Annotated in this window: 16 protein-coding genes; 3 read left to right on the top strand and 13 right to left on the bottom strand. The window is 38.7% G+C overall.

What is annotated here, in order from left to right:
• Positions 1-31: 31 nt before the first annotated feature.
• On the top strand, positions 32-1,579 hold the full coding sequence (locus BVC88_RS11085) for an alpha-amylase family glycosyl hydrolase (protein WP_075350757.1): 1,548 nt from the start codon (positions 32-34) through the stop codon (positions 1,577-1,579).
• Between the two features lie 74 nt (positions 1,580-1,653).
• On the opposite strand, the gene pfkA is transcribed toward BVC88_RS11085, so the two are convergent.
• The 3 genes from pfkA to BVC88_RS11070 form a co-directional block, all read right to left on the bottom strand.
• A complete protein-coding gene (pfkA, locus tag BVC88_RS11080; RefSeq protein WP_075350756.1) occupies positions 1,654-2,640 on the bottom strand; it encodes a 6-phosphofructokinase in 987 nt (328 codons plus the stop codon).
• 3 nt (positions 2,641-2,643) lie between these two features.
• Positions 2,644-3,015 (bottom strand): methylglyoxal synthase, encoded by a 372-nt coding sequence (locus BVC88_RS11075; protein ID WP_075350755.1) that lies wholly within the window; start codon positions 3,013-3,015, stop codon positions 2,644-2,646.
• 88 nt (positions 3,016-3,103) lie between these two features.
• Complete coding sequence (locus BVC88_RS11070) at positions 3,104-5,149, bottom strand: S9 family peptidase (RefSeq protein ID WP_075350754.1); 2,046 nt, start codon at positions 5,147-5,149, stop codon at positions 3,104-3,106.
• Positions 5,150-5,477: 328 nt separating this feature from the next.
• Between BVC88_RS11070 and mscL the strand changes: the two genes are divergently transcribed.
• Positions 5,478-5,891, top strand: a complete 414-nt coding sequence (gene mscL / locus BVC88_RS11065; RefSeq protein WP_075350753.1) for a large-conductance mechanosensitive channel protein MscL — start codon at positions 5,478-5,480, stop codon at positions 5,889-5,891.
• A gap of 53 nt (positions 5,892-5,944) precedes the next feature.
• Here the strand turns inward: mscL and BVC88_RS11060 are convergent, their stop codons facing one another.
• From BVC88_RS11060 to BVC88_RS11015, 10 genes are all read right to left on the bottom strand, one after another.
• A complete protein-coding gene (locus BVC88_RS11060) occupies positions 5,945-6,379 on the bottom strand; it encodes a Spy/CpxP family protein refolding chaperone (protein WP_075350752.1) in 435 nt (144 codons plus the stop codon).
• Positions 6,380-6,381: 2 nt separating this feature from the next.
• Complete coding sequence (locus BVC88_RS11055; RefSeq protein WP_075350751.1) at positions 6,382-6,735, bottom strand: hypothetical protein; 354 nt, start codon at positions 6,733-6,735, stop codon at positions 6,382-6,384.
• Positions 6,736-6,768: 33 nt separating this feature from the next.
• A complete protein-coding gene (locus BVC88_RS11050; protein ID WP_075350750.1) occupies positions 6,769-7,317 on the bottom strand; it encodes an RNA polymerase sigma factor in 549 nt (182 codons plus the stop codon).
• Positions 7,318-7,405: 88 nt separating this feature from the next.
• On the bottom strand, positions 7,406-8,326 hold the full coding sequence (locus tag BVC88_RS11045; RefSeq protein ID WP_075350749.1) for a universal stress protein: 921 nt from the start codon (positions 8,324-8,326) through the stop codon (positions 7,406-7,408).
• 444 nt (positions 8,327-8,770) lie between these two features.
• Positions 8,771-10,246, bottom strand: coding sequence for a lipopolysaccharide biosynthesis protein (locus BVC88_RS11040; protein WP_075350748.1), 1,476 nt, complete (start codon positions 10,244-10,246; stop codon positions 8,771-8,773).
• Positions 10,247-10,298: 52 nt separating this feature from the next.
• Positions 10,299-10,415 (bottom strand): FeoB-associated Cys-rich membrane protein, encoded by a 117-nt coding sequence (locus BVC88_RS21760; RefSeq protein ID WP_075350747.1) that lies wholly within the window; start codon positions 10,413-10,415, stop codon positions 10,299-10,301.
• Positions 10,416-10,418: 3 nt separating this feature from the next.
• On the bottom strand, positions 10,419-12,548 hold the full coding sequence (feoB, locus tag BVC88_RS11030; protein WP_075350746.1) for a ferrous iron transport protein B: 2,130 nt from the start codon (positions 12,546-12,548) through the stop codon (positions 10,419-10,421).
• A gap of 3 nt (positions 12,549-12,551) precedes the next feature.
• A complete protein-coding gene (locus BVC88_RS11025; RefSeq protein WP_075350745.1) occupies positions 12,552-12,779 on the bottom strand; it encodes a FeoA family protein in 228 nt (75 codons plus the stop codon).
• Positions 12,780-12,874: 95 nt separating this feature from the next.
• The gene (locus BVC88_RS11020; RefSeq protein WP_075350744.1) at positions 12,875-13,513 is read right to left on the bottom strand and encodes a hypothetical protein; all 639 of its coding nucleotides are present in this window, start codon (positions 13,511-13,513) and stop codon (positions 12,875-12,877) included.
• A gap of 46 nt (positions 13,514-13,559) precedes the next feature.
• Positions 13,560-15,965, bottom strand: a complete 2,406-nt coding sequence (locus tag BVC88_RS11015) for a TonB-dependent receptor plug domain-containing protein (protein ID WP_075350743.1) — start codon at positions 15,963-15,965, stop codon at positions 13,560-13,562.
• Between the two features lie 329 nt (positions 15,966-16,294).
• On the opposite strand from BVC88_RS11015, the gene BVC88_RS11010 reads away from it, so the two are divergent.
• A complete protein-coding gene (locus BVC88_RS11010; protein ID WP_075350742.1) occupies positions 16,295-21,559 on the top strand; it encodes a hypothetical protein in 5,265 nt (1,754 codons plus the stop codon).
• The last annotated feature ends 11 nt before the right edge of the window (positions 21,560-21,570 follow it).

Below are 21,570 nucleotides of genomic sequence, written 5' to 3'. Positions count from 1 at the left end.
CGGTGACTTTTTCTATTTAAAAAGTATCCCAATGAAAAATTCCAAATTGATCCTTATGGCTGGATTTGCGTTTGCAGCCGCTTGCGCTCCGAAAGAGGTAGCAGAACCGGTAAATTATTGGCCAGAAGCTGGAGTAACGTATGAGATTTTCGTCCAATCGTTCAATGATTCTGATGGAGATGGAATAGGAGACCTAAATGGAGTAACCGAAAAACTGGACTATGTCAAGGAGTTAGGAGCTAATGCGATTTGGTTTATGCCGATTATGCCTTCTCCGAGTTATCATAAATATGATGTTACAGATTACAGAGCAATCCATCCTGACTATGGAACAATGGAGGACTTTAAGAATCTATTGGAGGAAGCTCATAAGCGAGATATTAAGATCGTCATTGACATGATTATCAATCATAGCAGCAGTGAACATCCGTGGTTTGTGGAGTCGAGAAAAGGAAGGGATAATGAGTTTCGGGACTACTATGTATGGGCACAAAAAGACACGATTGCTGAATCGATAGAAAAGAAAGTAATCACTCTGGACAGTGACAATATCAGGCAGTGGCATGATCCAGGCAATGGTGATGATTTTTATTATGGGTTTTTTATTGGAGGAATGCCTGATCTGAATTTTGATAACCCTAAAGTCCGGGAAGAAATCTACGATATTGGGAAGTTTTGGCTGGAGGAAGTAGGAGTCGATGGGTTCCGATTAGACGCTGCAAAACATATTTTTCCAGATGATAGACCTTTGGATAATCATGCCTTTTGGAAAGAGTTTCGAGCTAAAATGGAAGCTATCAAGCCGGATGTATATTTGGTAGGAGAGGTCTATGACAAAAAGGAAATTGTAGCACCTTATCTTCCGGGGCTGCCTGCCTTATTCAATTTTGATTTCCATTATACCTTGCTTGAAGCATTGAATACTGAGAATGGGATGGTGCTTGCCAAAAAACAAAAAGAAATTCTGGATTTTTATCAAGGAATCACTCCTAATTTTATTGATGCTACTATCTCTTCAAATCATGATCAGCCCAGATTGCTTAATGAATTGGGAAGCGATCCAGAGAAGTACAAACAAGCAAGTGCAATCTTGCTGACTATGCCAGGTGCTCCTTATTTGTATTATGGAGAAGAAATCGGCATGCTAGGTTTAAAACCTGATGAAAATATTCGAGAACCTTTTCTTTGGGATGTGATAGAGAAAGATCAAGGTCGAACCAAGTGGATCGAGCCAGTTTACAGTACTGATGCTACGGTGACCCCACTATCTGTTCAAAAGGAGGATCCCAACAGTTATTTCAATCATTATAAGGGACTTATTTTCATGAGGAATAGCAATCCAGCATTGGCAATAGGGACTTTGGAATTAGCTCCTGAGGATTATCCAAAAAGCATCATGGCCTACTTTAGGAAGACCCAAAATGAGGAGATTTTTGTCCTCCATAATCTTGGGAAGGAAGAAGTTACGGTGGATGTTCCTAAGGGTTTTTCAAATAAAATCTACCAACTTGGACAGGCTGTGTATGCGGAAGGAAAAGTCAAACTTGGGAAGAATTCAAGTATTCTATTGACCAAGTAAAGGAACCTATTAACAAGAAAGCTTGATCATTGATCAAGCTTTCTTGTTATAGTCAAACTTTAATTTTTTTTTTATTAAGTACTGAGAATCTTTGCGATTCTGAAGTCGTCTTCATCTACTGTTTTATCATCAACGATGGCTTTTTTGATCGGTGTGAAAACAACCTTATGATTGATCAACCCTGCCATTACATCATACTTTCCAGCCAAAAGACCTTCTACTGCCGACACTCCTAGTTTTGAAGCTAGAAGTCTATCGTATGAAGACGGCGCTCCGCCTCGCTGCAAGTGCCCAAGTATAGTGACTTTTATATCATAATAGGGCAGATGTTTTTTGACTAAAGCGGCAATATCACCAGCTCCTCCACTTTTTCCCCCTTCTGCAACAATAACGATGTTAGAAGATTTTTTTGCTTTTGTTCTTACTTTCAATTTTTCAACCAATTCCTCAACAGGCATTTTTTTCTCAGGGATCAGGATTGCTGCAGCAGCACTTCCTATTCCTGCATTGATCGCAATAAAACCTGCATCTCTTCCCATCACTTCCACAAAGAAAAGGCGGTCATGAGAAGTAGCGGTATCTCTGATTTTGTCAATTGCTTCGATCGCAGTATTACAAGCAGTATCAAATCCAATCGTAGAATCAGTTCCTGAAAGATCATTGTCTATTGTACCAGGAAGTCCTATGGAAGGAATACCAAATTCCTGGTAGAATAAATGGGCACCTGTCAATGAACCATCCCCACCGATGACAACAAGTGCGTCGATTCCATGGCTTTTAAGGTTTTCGTAAGCTTTTTTCCGACCTTCCGGAGTTCTGAACTCATCACTTCGAGCAGATTTCAAGAATGTTCCACCTCTTTCCAAGACATGGGTAATATGGCGAGATTCAAGTTTTTTGATATCGTTTTGAATCATTCCTTCGTAGCCTCGGTATATTCCATACATATCAAGATTGTAATAGAATCCCGCACGAACTACGGCGCGAATAGCGGCGTTCATCCCGGGTGAATCACCACCTGAAGTTAAGACACCGATTTTTTTTATGATTTTAGGTTCCATTTATTAGGTTTGAGTTAAGGCTTTAAACATCAGTTCGGCAGAAGCCGGGTTAGTTGCCAATGGGATATTATGCACATCACAGATCCGCATCAGCATTTGCACATCTGGTTCATGAGGATGCTTGTCTAATGGATCTCGAAAGAAAATAACCATAGCTAATTCTTTTTGAGCTGCCATTGCTGCAATCTGAGCATCTCCACCTATTGGTCCAGAAAGTAATTTTTGGACCTCAAATCCCGCTTTTTCAATATGGGAACCAGTTGTTCCTGTAGCTACAAGATCAATATCGACTTGTTGCAGTCGATCCTTGAATCCACTTAAAAAATGAACCATGTCAGCTTTTTTGCCGTCATGGGCGATTAGCGCAATTTTCATTAGTAAGGTTTTAATAGGTTGAGGTCAAAGTTAGAAAAAAAATACTTTTCTCACTTTAGGACAGTTTATTTTAAATACATACTCTAGGTTATGAAATCATGTTTTCCAGATAGAAAAGGAAAGTATATTCCAACGCCAATTCTTTCAGTGCGTTGAATCTCCCTGAAGCTCCTCCATGACCAGCATCCATATTGGTATGAAGCAGAAGTAAGTTTTGATCAGTTTTATACTCCCTTAGCTTCGCTACCCATTTAGTCGGTTCCCAATATTGAACTTGACTATCATGCAGTCCTGAAGTGACCAAGAGATTGGGGTAGGAGGTAGCCTGCACATTATCATAAGGAGAGTATGAAAGCATGTATTCGTAATATTCATGGTTTTTGGGATTTCCCCACTCCTGAAATTCACCGGTTGTCAGAGGAATACTTTCATCAAGCATTGTAGTTACCACATCGACAAAAGGAACTGCGGCTATTAATCCATTGAATAAATCTGGTCGGAGATTCATCACTGCTCCCATCAGAAGCCCTCCTGCTGAGCCACCCATTCCATAAAGATGAGAAGTGCAGGTGTAGTTTTCAGAAATCAAATGTTCAGCACAAGCAATAAAATCAGTGAATGTATTTCGTTTGCGAAGCATTTTTCCGTCCTCATACCAGTGTCTACCAAGATCCTCGCCACCTCTGATATGAGCAATGGCAAAAACAAAACCTCGGTCCAACAGGCTCAATCGGGTACTTGAAAAATAGGCTTCTGAACTATATCCATATGAACCGTAAGAATAGAGTAGCAGAGGATTTGTACCATCTGCTTTGAACTGGTCAATCTTATAGACTAGGGAGATTGGAACCATTTTTCCATCCACAGCCTTTGCCCAAACTCGAGCAGATTGGTAAGCGGTTGCATCATAGTCCCCCACTATTTCCTGCTGCTTCAGTAATGTTTTTGATTTGGTGATCATATGATAATCAAACGTACTTGCAGGCGTCACTAAGGAATTATAACCAAATCTAAGAATAGAGGTATTGAATTCAGGATTGGCACTGATCCAAGCCGTATACGTCTCATCGTCAAATTCCAGCTGATGTCCTTGGGAATTATCCCAAGGTTTGATATAGATATTTGTCAAACCGTTTGTTCGCTCTTGGATTACCAGAAAGTCAGCGAAAAGATCAAAATCCTCTAAAAGACTTGTTTCTCGGTGTGGGATCACATCTTCCCAATTTTCTAATCCAGGACTTTTTATCGGGGCTTTGATTATTTTAAAGTTTTGGGCCTCATGATTGGTTCGGATCCAAAAATGATCTTCATAATGATCTGCGGCATATTCTAAATGTGGAATACGTTCTTGGAGAAGCTGAAAATCTCCTTCAGGGTTAGACGCTTCGAGAAACCTGATCTCAGAAGAGATAGTGCTTTCAGAGTGGATAAGTAAATACTTTTCAGATTTAGTTTTTTGAACTACGCAGTTGAACTCAGGGTCTTTTTCTTCGAAAATCAATCGATCGTTTTCTACTTCAGAACCCAATAGATGAGCATAAATTTGATATGACCTTAATGTTTCCGGATCTTGCTTGGAATAAAACAGTGTCTTTTGATCAGCTGCCCAGGTGAAATTTCCGGTGATATTGGGGATTTTATCTTCCAGTAATTCCCCTGTTTCAAGGTCTTTGAAATAGATGGTATAAATTCTCCTGCCTACCTCATCTGCTGCAAAAGCAAGGATTTTTTGATTGGTAGAAGTGGCAGTTCCTCCGACATTATAGTAAGCTTTTCCTTCGGCGAGTAGATTTACATTTAAAATGATTTCCTCTGTTGCATCAAGACTTTCCCTCTTTCTACAATAGATTGGGTATTCAGCGCCTTTTTCATAGCGTGCATACCAGAAATAACCTGATTTTAAATAAGGTACACTCTGATCATCTTCTTTGATTCTACCTTTCATCTCCTCAAAAAGGGAGTTTTGAAATTCTTCAGTGGATTTTAAAGTCTCTTTTAAATACTCATTTTCTTGATTTAGGTATTCTATTACTTCTGGATTATCCCGATCTCGCATCCAATAATAATTATCGATTCGCTCGTGATTGTGGATTTCAAGTTTTTCTGGGATTTTTTTAGCAATAGGTGGCTTCATTTTTTTTTTGCTTGGTGATTTTCTAACAACATAATCTATGTGGTTAAATCTATATGGTTACGAATTTCAATTTATATAAACCCTAAATCTTATAATCTCTTAATTTTCTTATCTTTTTAAGAATAAATAAAGGGAAGTGTAAAATATTTGACTGGATTCAAATTTAGCTTGATTTAGGGTAAAGGATAGATTTTGATAAATAGTTTCAGCGTTTTTTTATTGAAAAAATGTGTTTTAAATCTTCTTAAAAGAATGTTGGATTTGTTTTAAATCAGATTTTTTAAAATATTCACTTCCTATATACATCATTAACCTTATCAACCACCTTATGGGAATGCTAAAAGAGTTTAAAGAATTTGCTGTCAAAGGCAATGTCATCGATCTTGCTGTCGGTGTGATAATAGGTGGAGCCTTCGGTAAAATCGTGGCTTCATTTGTGAATGATATTGTAATGCCTCCAATTGGATTACTGGTGGGTGGAATGGATTTCAAGAAATTGAATTTGGTTTTAAAGCCGGAGGAACTTGACGCAGCAGGGGAAACTATCGCTGCGGTGACCTTGAACTATGGTGCATTCATCCAAAATGTTGTGGATTTTGCAATTGTAGCATTCGTCATTTTCCTTGCTATCAAAGGAATCAATTCTATGAAACGTAAGGAAGAAGAAGCACCGGCTGCTCCTGCAGCCCCACCTAAGTCTGAAGTATTACTTGAGGAGATTAGAGATCTACTCAAGAAGTAAAAATATGCTTCATTTGAGAATTAAAAAAAGGCAACCTAAATGGTTGCCTTTTTTTAATTTTCTTTACGTTGTCTCTGATATAATTGCCTCGTGAAATCTCTTGTCAATCCATTCAACATTAAAATTTGATTGTAACTGACCGCTTTACTGATATCTGTTACAAATTTCTCTTCGGTTGAAAGTAATTTCTTCTGAATTTCAAATCGCTTTTCTACTCTTTTTTTCGCTTCTGATTCAGTTATCGGACCATCTCTTCTATCATTCAAGGAAGACATTTCTTTCAAGAGTGCATCTCTCGTATCGCTGTATTGATTGAATACCGGCCAAAATTTCTCCGCCTGATCTGGAGTCAAATCCAGTCTAGTGGTTATAAATGCGATTCGAGCTGCCTGCAATTTTTCAGGATCATATCGTTCAGTAGGTCGCTGGGCTAAGCCGAAACCAAAACTGATTAGCAGGATTGAAAGTGTTAATGCGTATTTTTTCATAATTAAAACCAATTTTGATCTTCTTCCCAAAGCAATTCGCTTTCAGGATATTCTTCTTCAATGATTTGTTCGAGTAGTTCGTCAGGATTTTCCGCCATACTTAAGATGTCCTCAGCTGTCCAATATTGACTATCGATATAGAGATTAACCTCTTGATCTAGAGTCAATTCTACGTTTTCTTGTTCAAAAGGAGCAAGTGCCCAAATCCCTGCAGAAAGAAATATCACTACGGCCGCAGCGTATTTCATCCAAGAAAGATTCTGCTTTGGTTGAAGTGAATCTAGGATCTGATCCGGAAGCTGTTCAAAATATCCTTCTGGAGTTTTGAATTCATCTATTTTTGGGAGTTTTTCCATGATATAAGTTAGACTGGATTCAGTATCAATAGTTTATTCTGCTTTTAAGGATAATTCAATTTTTTTCACTGCATGATGGTAACTGGCCTTTAGCGCACCAATGCTGGTTCCGGTTATTTCTGACATTTCTTCGTAAGTCAATTCTTCTTGATATTTCAGATGAAAGACAAGTCTTTGTTTTTCTGGCAAAGTCAAAAGGGCCTTTTGAAGTGCTCTTTGTATCTCATCTCCTGAAATGTTTCCAGGTTGATCCACATAAGATTCTAATTTTTCTTGATGGTCATCAATTGAAAAAAAGAAACGCTTTTTCTTTTTTTCCAGGAAACTCAATGCTTCATTGGTTCCTATGCGATATAACCAGGTAAAAAGACTTGAGTTTCCCTGAAACTTATCAATATTCCGAAAAGCTTTGATAAAGGTATTTTGAGTGAGATCATCTGCATCTTCGTGAATTAACACCATTCTCCGGATCAAATGGTAAACCCTTTTTTGGTAAGCAAGAATCAACTGCCGGTATCCTATTTCCCTGGTCTTGGGATCATGAATTAACTGGATAAGTTCTTGTTCACTGATTTGATGCATTCTGGATTTAGACTTTTATCAAGGTTAAAGGTTTATCCTACTTCCTAAAAAAAATGAAAAGTCCTTTTTATCCAGCTTGTCAATAGTGTCAAATCTCTAGGATGTAATCCAGAATTCCTGCGTTTTTTCCTTTAGGTCTAGTGACTAGTAAGGGAAGGCTATCATTAAATTGAATTAATCGCTCAGCCATGCTTCCGATAAAAAGGGCTGTTGCAGCTGTTCTTCCTTTTGCTCCGATAATAATTCCGTCTGAACCCGTTTCTAGTGCTTTTGCGACAATCTCTTGAACGGGATCATCATCATCATCTTGAGTGTAAATTGGTGTTATTTTCTTCCCTTTTGTATCAATTTTCCGAATAAATTTCTTGTAAGAGATTTCCGCATGCATTCTCATGATAGCAGTAAATTCTTCGTAGGTTTTGCCGGTAAAATGGTATCCAGAAGGAACAGAAAAAACGTTTTGGCAGACAATCTCCACATCACCATGTTTTTCAGAGATCATAATCGCTTCTTCTAAAGCATCCTTGGAATAATCTGAAAAATCACTTGGAACCAAAAGCTTTCTCATTTTCGGTTCGCTTCCTTCAGGTACAATAAGCAACGAACAACTTGCTCTTCTTGCAAGTCTCAATGAGGCAATTCCACTGCCTTGAAGCTGTACTTTTCGGCCTATTAGAATCATATCTGCCGATTTTTCTTCCGAAAGTTTCAGGATTTTCTTCGAAAGAGATCCTTCTTTGACGATGTAATTCAAAGAAACTCCCTTCATTTTAGGGAAGTTTTGGTTGACTACTGCTTCCATTTGATCTTGGCGCTCTGTAATCATGTTTTCAACCAAATTTGGAAATTCTTCCAGTACTTCTTTAGGAATACTTAGATTCCTAATGACGTTTACAAAATAGATTTTCTTGGTTTGATTGACTTGCGCAATAAAGGCTGCGTACTGAATCAATGTCTGATCCAACGAAGTTTGATCCAGACAGACAATCAATTTCTTAATCAAATACATATTCTGCAATGAGTTTAGGAAGTGCAAAGTTAATATTTATCCAAGTATTCCTCTTTAAGAAACTTGAAATAATATTCTGAAATTTTTTAATCTATATCTACAAACCTTATTTATTCTTCTTTTTTTATTCTTTAGAGAAATTTAATTCTGATTTGATGGATATTTTAATTGTTATCATTCATGAAATACTTCCCCATATTCGGAATCCTCTGTCTAAAAACCAACCCTGATTTCCAATAAATCGTATATTTGCATTGTCCGGGTCGTCGACATGTTCAAACTTCACAATTATCAAAATTACCGAGTAAAGCCCTTTCCAAAAACAGGCCTCATCCTGTTCTGATAGCTTTCAGAATCAGGACCTCGCTCAAAAAGCAGGATAACAGTGGAAGTTTGCGGTCCCAAGGCAGCTCAAATCTTGTCTTATAGGAGGTTTGTAACACTCTAAGATCCGGACTTTTTTATTCTTTCTTTGATCCACAACCATTCTTCTCTTCCCGCTCTAAAGATCAAGGACCACATCAAGAAGTAAGCAAATACAAAAAATGAAGTAAAAATTAGCTGAGCAAACGGCGAGCCTTCTAAACTTGTAAACCTTGCTACATTGAAAGTCATTATTCCGACACCTAAAATTTTTAAGGTCTCTTTTGAGAATGGTTCCAATCCTAGTTTTACTTTCAAAAACAAATATTTCACCAGATTAAAAAGTAACATAACAATGGCTGAGGCCCCCGCAGCTCCTTCTATGCCATAAATCGGAATCATTAAATAATTTAGTGCAATGATTAATGCACTCATTGTGATAGTCAGAAATAAGTTGAATCGGTAATATTTTGAGAAGACCAAAATCTCACTATTGATTGAGAAAGCGACATCAAATAGTTTTCCCAACCCGATTAAAAATACCACCCATTTTCCCGTAAGGTAAATTTCTTTGTTTGGTACGAAGGAATAAATGGCGTCGATATTGGCCCAAATACCGATGAAAAGGAGTATACAAACGTAGAGTTGCCGATTCGAAACCTGTTTATACAAAACATTGATTTCTGATAGATTATCCTTTGCAAAATGATCAGCTACCACTGGCATCACCACTTGAGAAATTGCCCTTCTTGGGAGTTCGATCACCAGAGCCATACTAAATGCGATTGTATAAATAGCATTAGCTTCCAGGCTAATCATCGAACTGACCATGATGCTATCAATCTTCATTATCAGTGTAGATGCAGCAGTAGCGAGGAATGTGATAAGGCTAAACTGGATAAAAGAAGTTCTAAAGCCCTTCGGAAAACCTCCCCAACGAATATCAAAACGGAGTACTTTCAGCCACATTAAGTAAGCCATTACACCCAGAAGTGAGAAACCGTAGACGAAAATCAGGCCTTGCATCACTAGTGTGAAATTGATCCACTTTAGTAGATACATTCCAACTAGGATCCCTGTAAGCAGGCGTAGAAAGACTTCTCTAAAGAAAGTCGGTATTGCAATTTTTAAGTAAGACCTACTATAAGAGTCAAGAATGCTATTTAATAATGCGAAAAGTGTAATCAATAAAACTACTCCAAGAAAATCAATTACTTCGGGGGAATTCGCTGCAAACAAGCCTATGATTTGACTTTTGAAACCCAGGAATAGTATGCTGACGAGGGCAAAGCCTCCAAGAGCAATGAGTAAACTGTAACTTAAAAATGCAGACTTATTTTGATCTAGTTTTGGAAAATAGCGAGTGATTCCATGGCCGACACCGAGCTGGGCGAATGGCACGAATAGTAGCCCAAGATCTTGAATAGTGCGAAAAGTCCCTAGTTCTGACGCATCAAGTGCATAGGGATAAAGCCAAAGTACATTGAAATAACCTATAACTACGCCTAGGTAGGAAAATATGGTGGTTTGGATGCTCTGATTGGCTACTTTGCCCATGAGCTTAAAAGTATTAAAAAATCAGGAATATGGATTGTGAATTTCAGGAATATTAGGGCTTGGCGCATTTATCACAACCAGCTTCAGTTTTGGATTTGAAAAAGAATTTTTTCACCAAATAAGCCAAAGCTGCCAATACTACTAACCCAATAATAAGTTCCTGTATCATTATTTAAGATAAAATTTGATAAACCAACAGCGCTGATAGATATGCTAAAGCCGTCATATATACTGTTTGGATTAACGGCCATTTCCAACCTTTAGTTTCCCGATAGACTACCGCCAGGGTACTCATGCATTGCATCGCAAAAGCATAGAAAATCATTAAAGAAAAAGCTGTGGCTGTGTTATACACTTTTTCACCATCGGGTCTGATTTGCTGATTTAGTTTTTGCCGAATAGTCAAATCGTCTTCTGGATCGCCTCCGATACTATAAATTGTAGCAATTGTTGACACAAAAACTTCCCTTGCTGCAAAGGAAGCAATAAGAGCAATTCCAATCTTCCAATCATATCCCAATGGTCTGATTACCGGCTCGATACCTCTCCCCATGATTCCAATAAATGAGTTTTCGAGTAAGAGAGAAGATGTCTCAGCCTGAATTTGTTCTTCCATTTCAGAGCTTGTTGCCAAGGCAAGTTTTTGTTCTCCGGTTGATCGAATTTCATCCATTCTGGATGGGGGTCCATAAGAAGCCAAAACCCATAAAATCACAGATATTGCTAAAATCACTTTTCCAGCCTCCATCACAAAAGTTCTGGACTTATTGTACATGGTCAGAATCACATCCCACCACCTTGGAGCTCGATAGGATGGAAGTTCAACCATTAGAAAACTTTTCTCAGTAGTTTTTAAAATATTTTTTAATAGAAATGCTGTACCTAGTACTCCAATTATTCCTAGAAAATATAAGCCAAGTAAAGTGAGCGCCTGAAGATTGACGAAGGCAATGGTTTTATTTGGAACGACCAGACCTATCAAAATCACGTAAACAGGTAACCTTGCAGAGCAACTCATTAATGGAGTTACCATAATGGTAATTATTTTTTCTTTCCAGTTTCCAATATTTCGAGCTGCCATTACTCCTGGTATCGCACAAGCTACACCTGAAACTAAGGGTACGACACTCTTCCCATGCAAACCAAAAGGTCTCATCCATCGATCCATCAGAAAGACTACTCGAGACATGTATCCTGTATCCTCGAGAATTGCCAAAAAGCCAAAAAGCATGGCGATTTGCGGAATAAAAATAACTACTCCGCCAATCCCTGGGATAATCCCTTCAGAAATCAAACTGCTGATCGGACCTGAAGGTAGTAGACCAGAGACTTTACCTGATAATTCCGCAAAAAATCCGTCAATTAAATCCATTGGAACCGATGCCCAAGCAAAAATGGCCTGGAACATAATTAGTAGGATAGCTGCAAAAATCACATAGCCCAAAACCGGATGAAGGAAAATACTGTCAAGACCGGATTTCTCTTTCTTAGGGTGAGACTCTTTCACCACAGCTTGATCTACGATTTTGGTTATTTTTCGATAACGGATTTTAGTTTCCTCAAGTTGAGCTGCAGCAAGATCGAAATTGATCTCTTCCAGCTTTGACTTAATCCAATCTCTATCTGCCTGTGCAATAACTTTATCAATCCTTCCAAAACGAAGCATTTGGTAAGCTTGATAATTATTGCTCATATTGAATTTACGCTTGACTTCTTCTAAAAGGGTAATAGGAACCACTTCCTCTATTGCCAAGAAACTACCTTTTTTGCTAAAATTCCGGGTGTGGATTAATTCTCGAATTTGGTCAAGCCCCTTTTCTCCTCTGGCGTCTGTACTCAGAATAGGAACACCAAGGGCCTTGAAAATCTCAAAAGTCCGAATTGAAATATTCCTTTTAGTAGCTAAATCAGCCATATTTAAGACTATGGCAAGGTTTAATCCAAGATCAATTAATTGAGTTGCCAAAAAGAGCCCCCTGGATAATTGACTGGAGTCAATGACCATTAGAACATACTCAGGCTTTTCTGTTTCGCTCAATTGATTTAATACCCTATGAGCGATGACTTCGTCCTCGGAATTGGGATATAAGCTGTAGGTTCCAGGTAAATCGATGATTTCGTAGGTGCTTCCCTGATAACTCATCGTACCTACTTTTTTGTCCACAGTGACTCCGGGATAGTTTCCTATTTTCTGATTGAGTCCTGTCAGTTGATTGAAAATAGTTGATTTACCCACGTTTGGATTGCCAATTATAGCAATCTTTGGAGTCTTTGTAATGGAGATCATGGTGGGTACAGTCATTAATCAGAGCAATTGCACTTCTATCAGCGAGGCCTCATTTTTGCGAAGTGCCAAAATAGTCTCATCCAATTTAAAAGCCATAGGTCCTCCCATAGGGGCGGAAAATTTTAAGGTGATCTCTTTTCCGGGTAGAAATCCCAATTCCATTAAGTTGATTTTTAATGGCGAATCAATTATTTCTTTAATTACAGCCGTTTGGGTGACAGGAATTTGGTCCGCAGTTTTCAACATAAGTAGATCAAGCCGTATAGCGAATGCAAAATTAACATTATTTGGAATGAATCTAAAGAAAAATAAAGAAGATTTTTATCAGCTTTTCAGGTGATTTAGAATTCCCTTATTGCAAAAACTTCATTATTGAGGTTAAACTCTTTGTTATTAGTGAAAAATATCCGAAGGCTAAATTCCAGAACTACCTCTTTTCCTGGGTTTTCCTTCCATCCCAGCTTAAAAAGATCATCCCGGTACACTTCTAGTGGGGCCTTGAAAAAGACTTCAAAAGGGCTTGTGCTTTCGGTAAAAAAATAATTAATCTCAAAAAAATCAGTGATATCATCACCTACTTCAAGTATTCTACCATCGCCCAATATCACTTCTTTGGAGTTTAAAATCTGAATTCCTGTCATCAAGTCTTTTGATTTCGGGCTTTCAGGGCTGCAGGCATAAGCTAGCCCCAACGAACCAAGGCCATTTTTTTCATTATTTAAAGAAAGTGTTTGGGTATCAAGTATTCGGAAAGCTTTAAATATATCTCTGTAGGGAAGGGGAGTGCTAGGGTTGACTCGTTGTCCAGCTTTAGTAAGCGAAAGAGTTTCAAATGAAAGAATTGTAAAGTCTTTAACTTCAAACCGAGGTCCGCAGCCACATGGGTCACTGCAAACTACACCACAGCTGATAGGAAGTAGAGCAATCAAGGTTAATACTCCAATTGTTGCTATCGATTTTTTTATACTTTTCTTCATCATTTTTTAACTCCTTCAAATTAACTGTTTAAAGAAATTTTGGTTTAACCTAGAAGGAGGCTTTAATCGAAAAGCTAAAATTTCTCCCAGGAGCCGCTAACCCTGAACTATAAGATTGATACCTTCTGTCCTGGATATTTTCGACTCCTGCCATAAGCTGAAGGGCAGGAAACAGTTGGTATGTGGTATTCAAATTAAGAACAGCCCAACTTGGAGCATAAGGATTTCCATTTTCATCTTTGGCATAGAGCTGAGGCTTTTCTTTTTCTTCAAACGGTAGCTCTGAAAAGGAAACTTCAGCACTATATCGACTAGTAAGCTCTATTTTGAGATCCTTTTTAGAAAAAGTCAATCTACTCAGACCGAAAGCTGGGGCAGCATGTCTGGATGGACTTTTACTGCCATTATCCAATTCCTCAGTACCATTTTGCCAATTATATCGTGATGTGATTAAGAAATATTTAGAAATGGCAAGCTCAAAACCTGCCTGTACTCCATAAACCTTTGCGGAGGCAGCATTTTGAATTGCGAAAACTTGGCTGGCTTCTCCGTCATAATCAATTATCGATTCTCCATTAAGAGTGAAAGGTCTTCTCACCATTGCATCTCTAAGTAGAGTGTAGTATCCACTTAGATCAAATTTAAATCGTTGAAAGTGCTTATTCAAGTTTAGTTCTGCATTGTAGGCATATTCTGGTTTTAGCTCTGGATTGGGAACCAAAACAGCACCAGGTGCAGAATCGAAGATTTTTCCAACATCATCCACATTGGGCGCTCGGAAACCTGTTGATAGAGTCGGGGAGATGGAAAAGGATTCTTCAGGCTGTATCACCATTCCAAAGCTTCCGGTCAGGGCGCTGAAGTTGTTTTTACTCGTTGAAAAGGGTAAAGGATAGAATTTGATGTTATTCGTAAAATCTGCACTTAGGCTTGTAAAATTATATCGAAGCCCAGTCTGCATCTTCACTTTTTCGGACAGGGTAGCATGGTAGGTCGAATAGATTCCTGCAGAAAACCAATCTGAATTGGGATACCTGCTTGTTGTAGGTTGAGTCGTCCCAGTACCAATATTCTCGGTAATTCCTTCAGAATTTACACGATTGAAGACCAGTTCAGCTCCGTAACTCAGGAAACTTTCGTTTTTAATGGTTTTCAAGAAATCAGCATTAATGGAATATGCGTTAACTTTTTCAGTTCGGGTATTCTGATTTTGATTTCCAAATCGCCGGTCAATCCTACTCTCCTCGAAGTATTGCTGTGCGATTTTGACTTTCATCTGGTCGAAGAGTTTTGAATCACTTTCTCTCGTGATTCCTAAATTATTCATAAGCCAAACTTGAGGACCATAAGACCAAACAGCAAATTTCAATTTATTTCCATTTTGCTCGATCAATCTGTCGTATCGGGGAATGTCGCCGGACTTACTATAATGAAAACCATAGCTTAAGACAGTTTTTTCATTTGCCTTAAATTTTATTTTCTGCATCAAATTATATTGTTCATATCCGCTCGATACTTGAACCTTCGGATCTGAATTTTGGATTATCACGTCCACTCCATTTTCTAAACCTGCATAATTTGGGCGCAAATAATCAGAAGGTCCAATTCTGCCCATTTTTAAATCTCCGTATTCAAATTTTGAAAAACTGGATAAAAATGCCCATCGCTTGGTCGCGTACCTGAAATCAGCATGAATTGTTGCTTCCTTATTTGCTGAAGCAAATCGAGAAATCACATTGGCAGACCAATTCTTATCTCCATTTGCAAAACTGGGATCAAGCGTTTCAAATGACATTACCCCTCCAATTGCATCGCTGCCATACATGACTGAACCAGGTCCAAAAAGAACTTCAGTGGTCGAAATTGCAAAAGGATCCAAGGAAATAACATTATGAAGATTTCCACTTCGAAAAATTGCAGTATTCATTCTGATTCCGTCCACAGCATATAAGAGCCGATTTGCAGAAAATCCACGAATCATTGGACTACCACCTCCTTGCTGACTTTTCTGAACGAAAACTTCACCACTATTTCCAAGCCAATCTGCGGTATTTGCCGGGTTACGAATTAGAAGGTTTTTGGATGAAAAAACAGAAATCTTGGTTGGTACATCAGAACTGCTTTGACTCCATCTAGATGCAGAAACCACTGCAGGTTCTAAACTCATCAAATCAGGATTCATTTTTAGAAAAAATTCATTTTTTTCCAGTTCTTCAAACGTCAATTTTAATGAACTGAATCCAAACAGTTGAAAATTCAAAATTTTACTTTTGTCAAAAATCCCCAAATCTGCAATTCCTTCATTATTCGTGAGAATGGAATTTCCTGGAGCATTCGAATAAATCATCACCCCCGGAAGCGGTAAATTGCTGCCAGACTCTACGATTTTCACCTGTTGAGAAAATGCAGAAGCATAGAAAAAGAAGGCTATTACAGAAAGAAATATTGATTTCATAAATCGTAAAAGTGCTAATTCAGAATCGAAGTTAAATGGATATAATTTATTTTGAGTTGGACATTTGTATAAATGGTTTTTAACATTTCAAGTTTTCTTGAACTTTAAGATTATTAAAGACTTTTTTCATTAAACTTTTTGGTTTCAAAATAAATCTTAAATAATAGATTTTCAATTAATTATAATGAATTATTATTCGGATTTATGTAGAAAAAACCATAGATTTCTAATGCTTTTTTTCAATCCAAAATTGGTGCAGTTGAATTTTTAGTGTCGGGTAGAATCTGGTTTTCTGTTGGGAGAAAGCTCCACCATAAATTTTTTTTACCATGGAAAAAGACTTATTACAAGATTTATTAACTGAGATTTTTGGTCAGTTAGAAGGAGCGAATCCAAAAGAAGTTTCAGCGATTAAAGAAGGAATGCCTCTTGTAGCCCAGGCAATGAAATTCCAATCTGCTGAAGAATCACAATCCGAAAAGCTAAGCATCCAATCAGCAGATTTCTTTTTTAGGGAAAGAATGAGTAAGCCGAGACAAATTGAGCTTGAGAAAGTAGTCAAGGAAGCTGTAAAAGTTCAAGAGAAAGAGCCAAATACTAAGGTATTTGTAAGGGAGATTCCTATTCGGACTAGTCAGATCAAATCCAGTGTTCCTTCATGGGCTGTGGGTGCAAAAGTGGATAAGACAATTGGCCCGATCACACGGGTGGATGGACTTCAAGTTTTCTTGGATGTTTACCGAGTTGAAAAACTGATAGCGCTTCGGAAGCAGAATACCAATGAGCCATTTATTCTATTTAAATCAAGCTTCACCAAACCCAGATTCCAGACTTTAAATGCTCCACCGATTGAGGTGTCAGATTCTTACAAAATACTTTCAGGTACTGTTTGGGTACAAGTAAAGTTATTTGATTCATCTGCTCCAAATGATCGGTATTTTGGATTGAAAGTAAAAGGTGGGCAGATTGACTTGACTGCTAAACCAGTAGCTCAAGGTTCCAATTTGACTCTTAGCGCAACTACCCAAGTTAACGTGAATCTAGAATTGGATTCACCCCCTAAAAAAGGTTCTAAGGGCAAAAAGAAATATGGATCGGATGCAGCAGAACTTTCGCTTCAATTGCCTGACAAATTAAGGTTTCGCTTCAGAGGGAATGGGGTAGGTCAAATTCAAGATGCTGGAAATGCTGAATGGAAAGTATATGGAGAAAAAGGGGCTTTCCAATTTGCAAACAAGCAACCCATTTTCAACAGTCAATTAAATCGTTTTTGTATTCCTTTTAATTATTCAAAAGGAGATTTTGAACCGCTGAGTTTCTCCGGGAAATATTTTTCCTTGGAAGGGAAGTCATCAATTAAGGCTAGTTTTTGGGCAATTCCCGCTGGGGCAATTGATACCAATGCACCACTCGAAGCTGCAGGTGTTGGTGGAATGGTTCAGAATTGGGAGCCGGGCATAAATTGTAGTTGGAAAGGGTTAAAAGGAGGTTCACTTCCCCTAAATGAGAGTTTGTTTTTAGTGGAAGAAGGTAGGATAGCTATTACCTCCCTTGATTCAGGGAATGCAGGGATCTCTCAGGATTTTGATCATTGGAAAGACGTCCAAAATCCATATGGGACAACAGTGAACCTAAAATATACAGGTCAAAATCTTTTCTTGTACAATTGTGTTTCTTCAGGAACTGAACTTGTGATTTCTCAGGCTGATGCTGTTTTGTCTGTGGATAGGCCAAAGCAGGTAAACGGTCATGCGGTTTCTGTAAAAACAAAGAAATCACTGGTCATCTTGGGAGGAGGTGAGCTTCAGAATTTGATTTATTTGATTGATGATAATATCCTGTGGGATAATAAATTACCATTTGATAAAGTTCCGAAGTTTAAATCTCTAGCTCTTGCACTAGAGAATGCACTCTTTACAGTTTCTCCTGTAAATGGTGCGATGATTTTTGGAAAGTGCGACGATGCTTGGGAAAAGATCACTCAAAGTCAGACGTATTTGGTATTTGGGATGATATCCTATTTGCCAACTCTTCCTGACCCTTATTTAGCTAACCTTGGGATTTTAAACAGATTTATAGGCAAGCAGACAGGTGAACTTACTAGCATCAAAAGCTGGTTAATTTGTCGAATCATCCAAAAGCCAATCGAAGATAAAGACGATGAGGTTTCAGTTTCTTTTCATTTTGGACCGCAGAATCTTAATCAATCAAATCAAAATGCTGTTGCTAATAATCTCGCTGCAGAATCTCCAGTCAATCGGATAAAAAGCAGCACTAAGTCAGCATTTAGGAAGGATGTTCCTGATTATGAAGCAGCATATAACCAAGCAGTAAGTCCAATTGGAAATGATTATTTTACACTTTTAGATGTAAGTTCTAATGCAAACCAGTTAGGAGTAAGCTATGGGGGCAACCCGGGTTTTTCTAGCCCAAGAAAGATTACTGCAACCGTTACCCATGTTTCAGAGTCAGAAGCAGTGGTTTCGGGAAATAATAGTGAGACTTTGCTAGTCGAAGGAATGGAGGTAAAAGTCCCTGGCTATATGGCTCGGATATTTTTGCTTCCACAAGTAGCTTGGGAACCAGTCCAAAATCTCACCCCACCGCCTCCTCCGGAACAAGCCGGTCCGATGGATCCACCTGCTTATTTCAATTATTACCCAAATGATGGAGGTCCTTCTCGGCTTTTGATAAGTAATTCAAATCCTGTAACACTAGCTCCCATTCCCTTGACATCCTTCCTTTTGGAGAATTACAAACTTCTTAAAACTGAAGTGATAGCACAATTTACTTTGCCTTTCGGACTAAAAGCAGTAGCTCAACTTAGTCAAAATGCACCTTATAATCAGCTAAAACCTAAACTCGAAAATATACGGCCAAATTTCCCTGATGATTTAAAAGGGGGAATCCAGCTGAGGGCAACAGGAGGAGATGCAGGCAAAAAGATTCCTGATAAAGTAGGGATGGATGATTTCCCAATGTTTGATGGGTTTACTTTTCAAATCAACAACATTTTAAACATTATAGGAGCACCGACTGGTGCCAGTACACTGGGAGATCATGTGACAAAAATTTTCAATGGTGAGTTTTCAACTATCAATGGAGATCCAAAAGGTGTACCTGTTGTAAGTATTGATTTTTCAGGATATGGGGCTAGTACTTTCAGCAATTGGTTGAGCCCTTCAGCAGCAATAGCAAGTACGAGTCAAGCAAGGTTTGATATTATGCTCGGCCGAACAGGGCATGAGGTAATTCAGGTCAAAAGCTTGGTTTATCCTTGGGGGATTCGGGTGGTCAGAACAATCACCTTATTTAGAACCAGTTCGGGCTACGTTTATCGAGTTGATAGTGGCTGGCAGCCCGAGAGCGATGGTAGGTTTGATTTTACATATAGTTTTGTAAGAGGAGCAAATTCAGTAGAGGTTGTACCCTACAAAATTCACCCAGGTACTTTAAGAGGATTGTATAATGTCAGAAACATTACCGAAGACGCTTCAATTGGTGAGTTTGAACGAACTGATTTGGTAAAAAAGGGGGAAAAATACATCGACATATTGGGTGTAGAACAGACTTGGAATGATACAACTCCTAAAGAAATCAAGATTATTTGTGCTCCGGTATTTTTTGATGCAGATGTAGAACTTGAAAACCTTGTCCAGGGTCATAAAAATAATCGAACCCCTGCGAAGAAAATTCTCGGATACGTACAGCTATCGCCAACCGGATTCACACTTACTCCTCAACGATTCAAGGAACTTTTAAATCTTCAGGGTGGCTCGATTGGAGGAGATATTGACTGCGTAATGGATGTAAATAAGTCTGGACAATTGATGCGAATTTCCAGGTTTGATTTCTCCAATTCAGTTGATACAAATGGATCAGATCCCATTTTTGTAGCTTCTGCAAGAGGAAGTGTACTACTACCCAAAACTGGTAGCTGGACCACCGTTCAACACCAAATTGCTAGTGGAGAAGTTTCACCGTTGCCTCCTCATATTCCTGTACCACTCATTCGAATCGGAGAATGGGATCAAGCTAAAGTGGTTAAGGATTCGGATGTAAACAGTCAATTGCTTCGACTGGCAAACCCAACTGAGTTATTAAGGACTCCAAATACAAATACCATAAACTACGGATTGCTTCAGACCACTTCAACTCAAAAAGCACTTGTTCTTACACCGTCTTTTGCGAAGGGGAATACCAAACTGCTCAGTAAAACTCCACTGCTTTATGCGGATGCTTATCGTTTGATGTCAGGAAATGGGATTTTCCCAAATATTGGAAATGCAATTGACGACTTTGGGAAGGCAGTGGCTTTAACAGATGGACTGAAAGAAGGGCAAAATGTATCAAGTTCAATCTTTAAAGAGAATCCGACTTTTGTAGATGGAGGGGTGAAGGTTTTAGAACTGCTAGCCATCCTTTCTGAAAAACAAGGAGATTCTTTGGTCGATTCCGGATTCAAATTGATAGCTGACAAAACAAATAGCCTTGCTGAAAAAGCTTTGGCATTTGATATGCCTCCTTGGGAAGTGGTCTTGGTGGAGATGGAGTCTCTGAAAATCTACATTGATTATAAAACCCAGAAGAGTAAGTCTTCAGGAACATATGTAGACAGCAAGTTGAACTTTGATATCAACTCTTTTGCAAACGATGCCGCTGAGACTTGGAAAAACCGGCTCAATAATATTGCTATGGTGGTTGATTTGGGGTCTTTCAAAAGATTAATGACGATCAAAGGGAATTTTGACTCTAAAAAAGGTTCGGAATCAAGCTATAAAGGAGGTCCGGATTCTAATTTCCCAAGTATAGGCTACCCTTCTCCCGAAATCGAGTTTAGCGATGCGCTCCAACCAGTCATAGACCTCTTGCAGATGTTGATGTCCTTAAGTCAAGGGAAATATGCAGATGTAATGAAAAAAGGGCTTCAGATTGCCATGAGTAATGCAGGAGAAATCTGGGAATACAAATTTGAAGCTTCCAAGGAAATCCCGCTTGTCAGGTTCCCACCTGAAGAAAATCTCTATAATAACCCTACAACTCCTCTAAAATTAGAAGCAGGCTTAGAGTTGGGCGTTTATTTCAATGCTGCTTTAAAGGTGACAGACGATCCAAAGCAATTGCTTCCGACGGCGGGCGCATATATTCAATTCAACGGAGGATTGGAGGTCATGTGCGTGACGGTGGGTGGAGCAACCGTTTTTGCAGTGGGTGAAGTCGTACTCAAAGTCGCTTGTGATACGAAGATCGGCCCTAGTCTTTTGATGAGGTTTGGGTTTGGAGCTTCGATAGCTGTTGGTCTACCGGTCGTCGGCAATGTTTCTGTTACCTATATCGTAGGATGTGAGCTCTATGCGGATCTCACTCAAATAAGTGTCACGGCTTACATGCTGTTCAAAGGTCGGGCTAGCCTAGTTGGAGGATTGGTTTCGGTGACGATATATATTGAGGCCAGCGGTACGATCACCAGACTTATTGCTGAGGATCGAACTGAGTGCACAGCTTCAGTGACGTTTGGAATTGAGATCAGCATATGCTTTGTAATCAATATTGATTTTGAGGAGACTTGGGAAGAGTCCAGACAGATCGCTTAAATATTACTTTT

It is taken from the genome of Algoriphagus marinus (genome assembly GCF_001936475.1).
GTDB lineage: Bacteria > Bacteroidota > Bacteroidia > Cytophagales > Cyclobacteriaceae > Algoriphagus > Algoriphagus marinus.
Note: the sequence above shows the minus strand (reverse complement) of the source record. Positions and strands in the feature narration are given on the sequence as shown.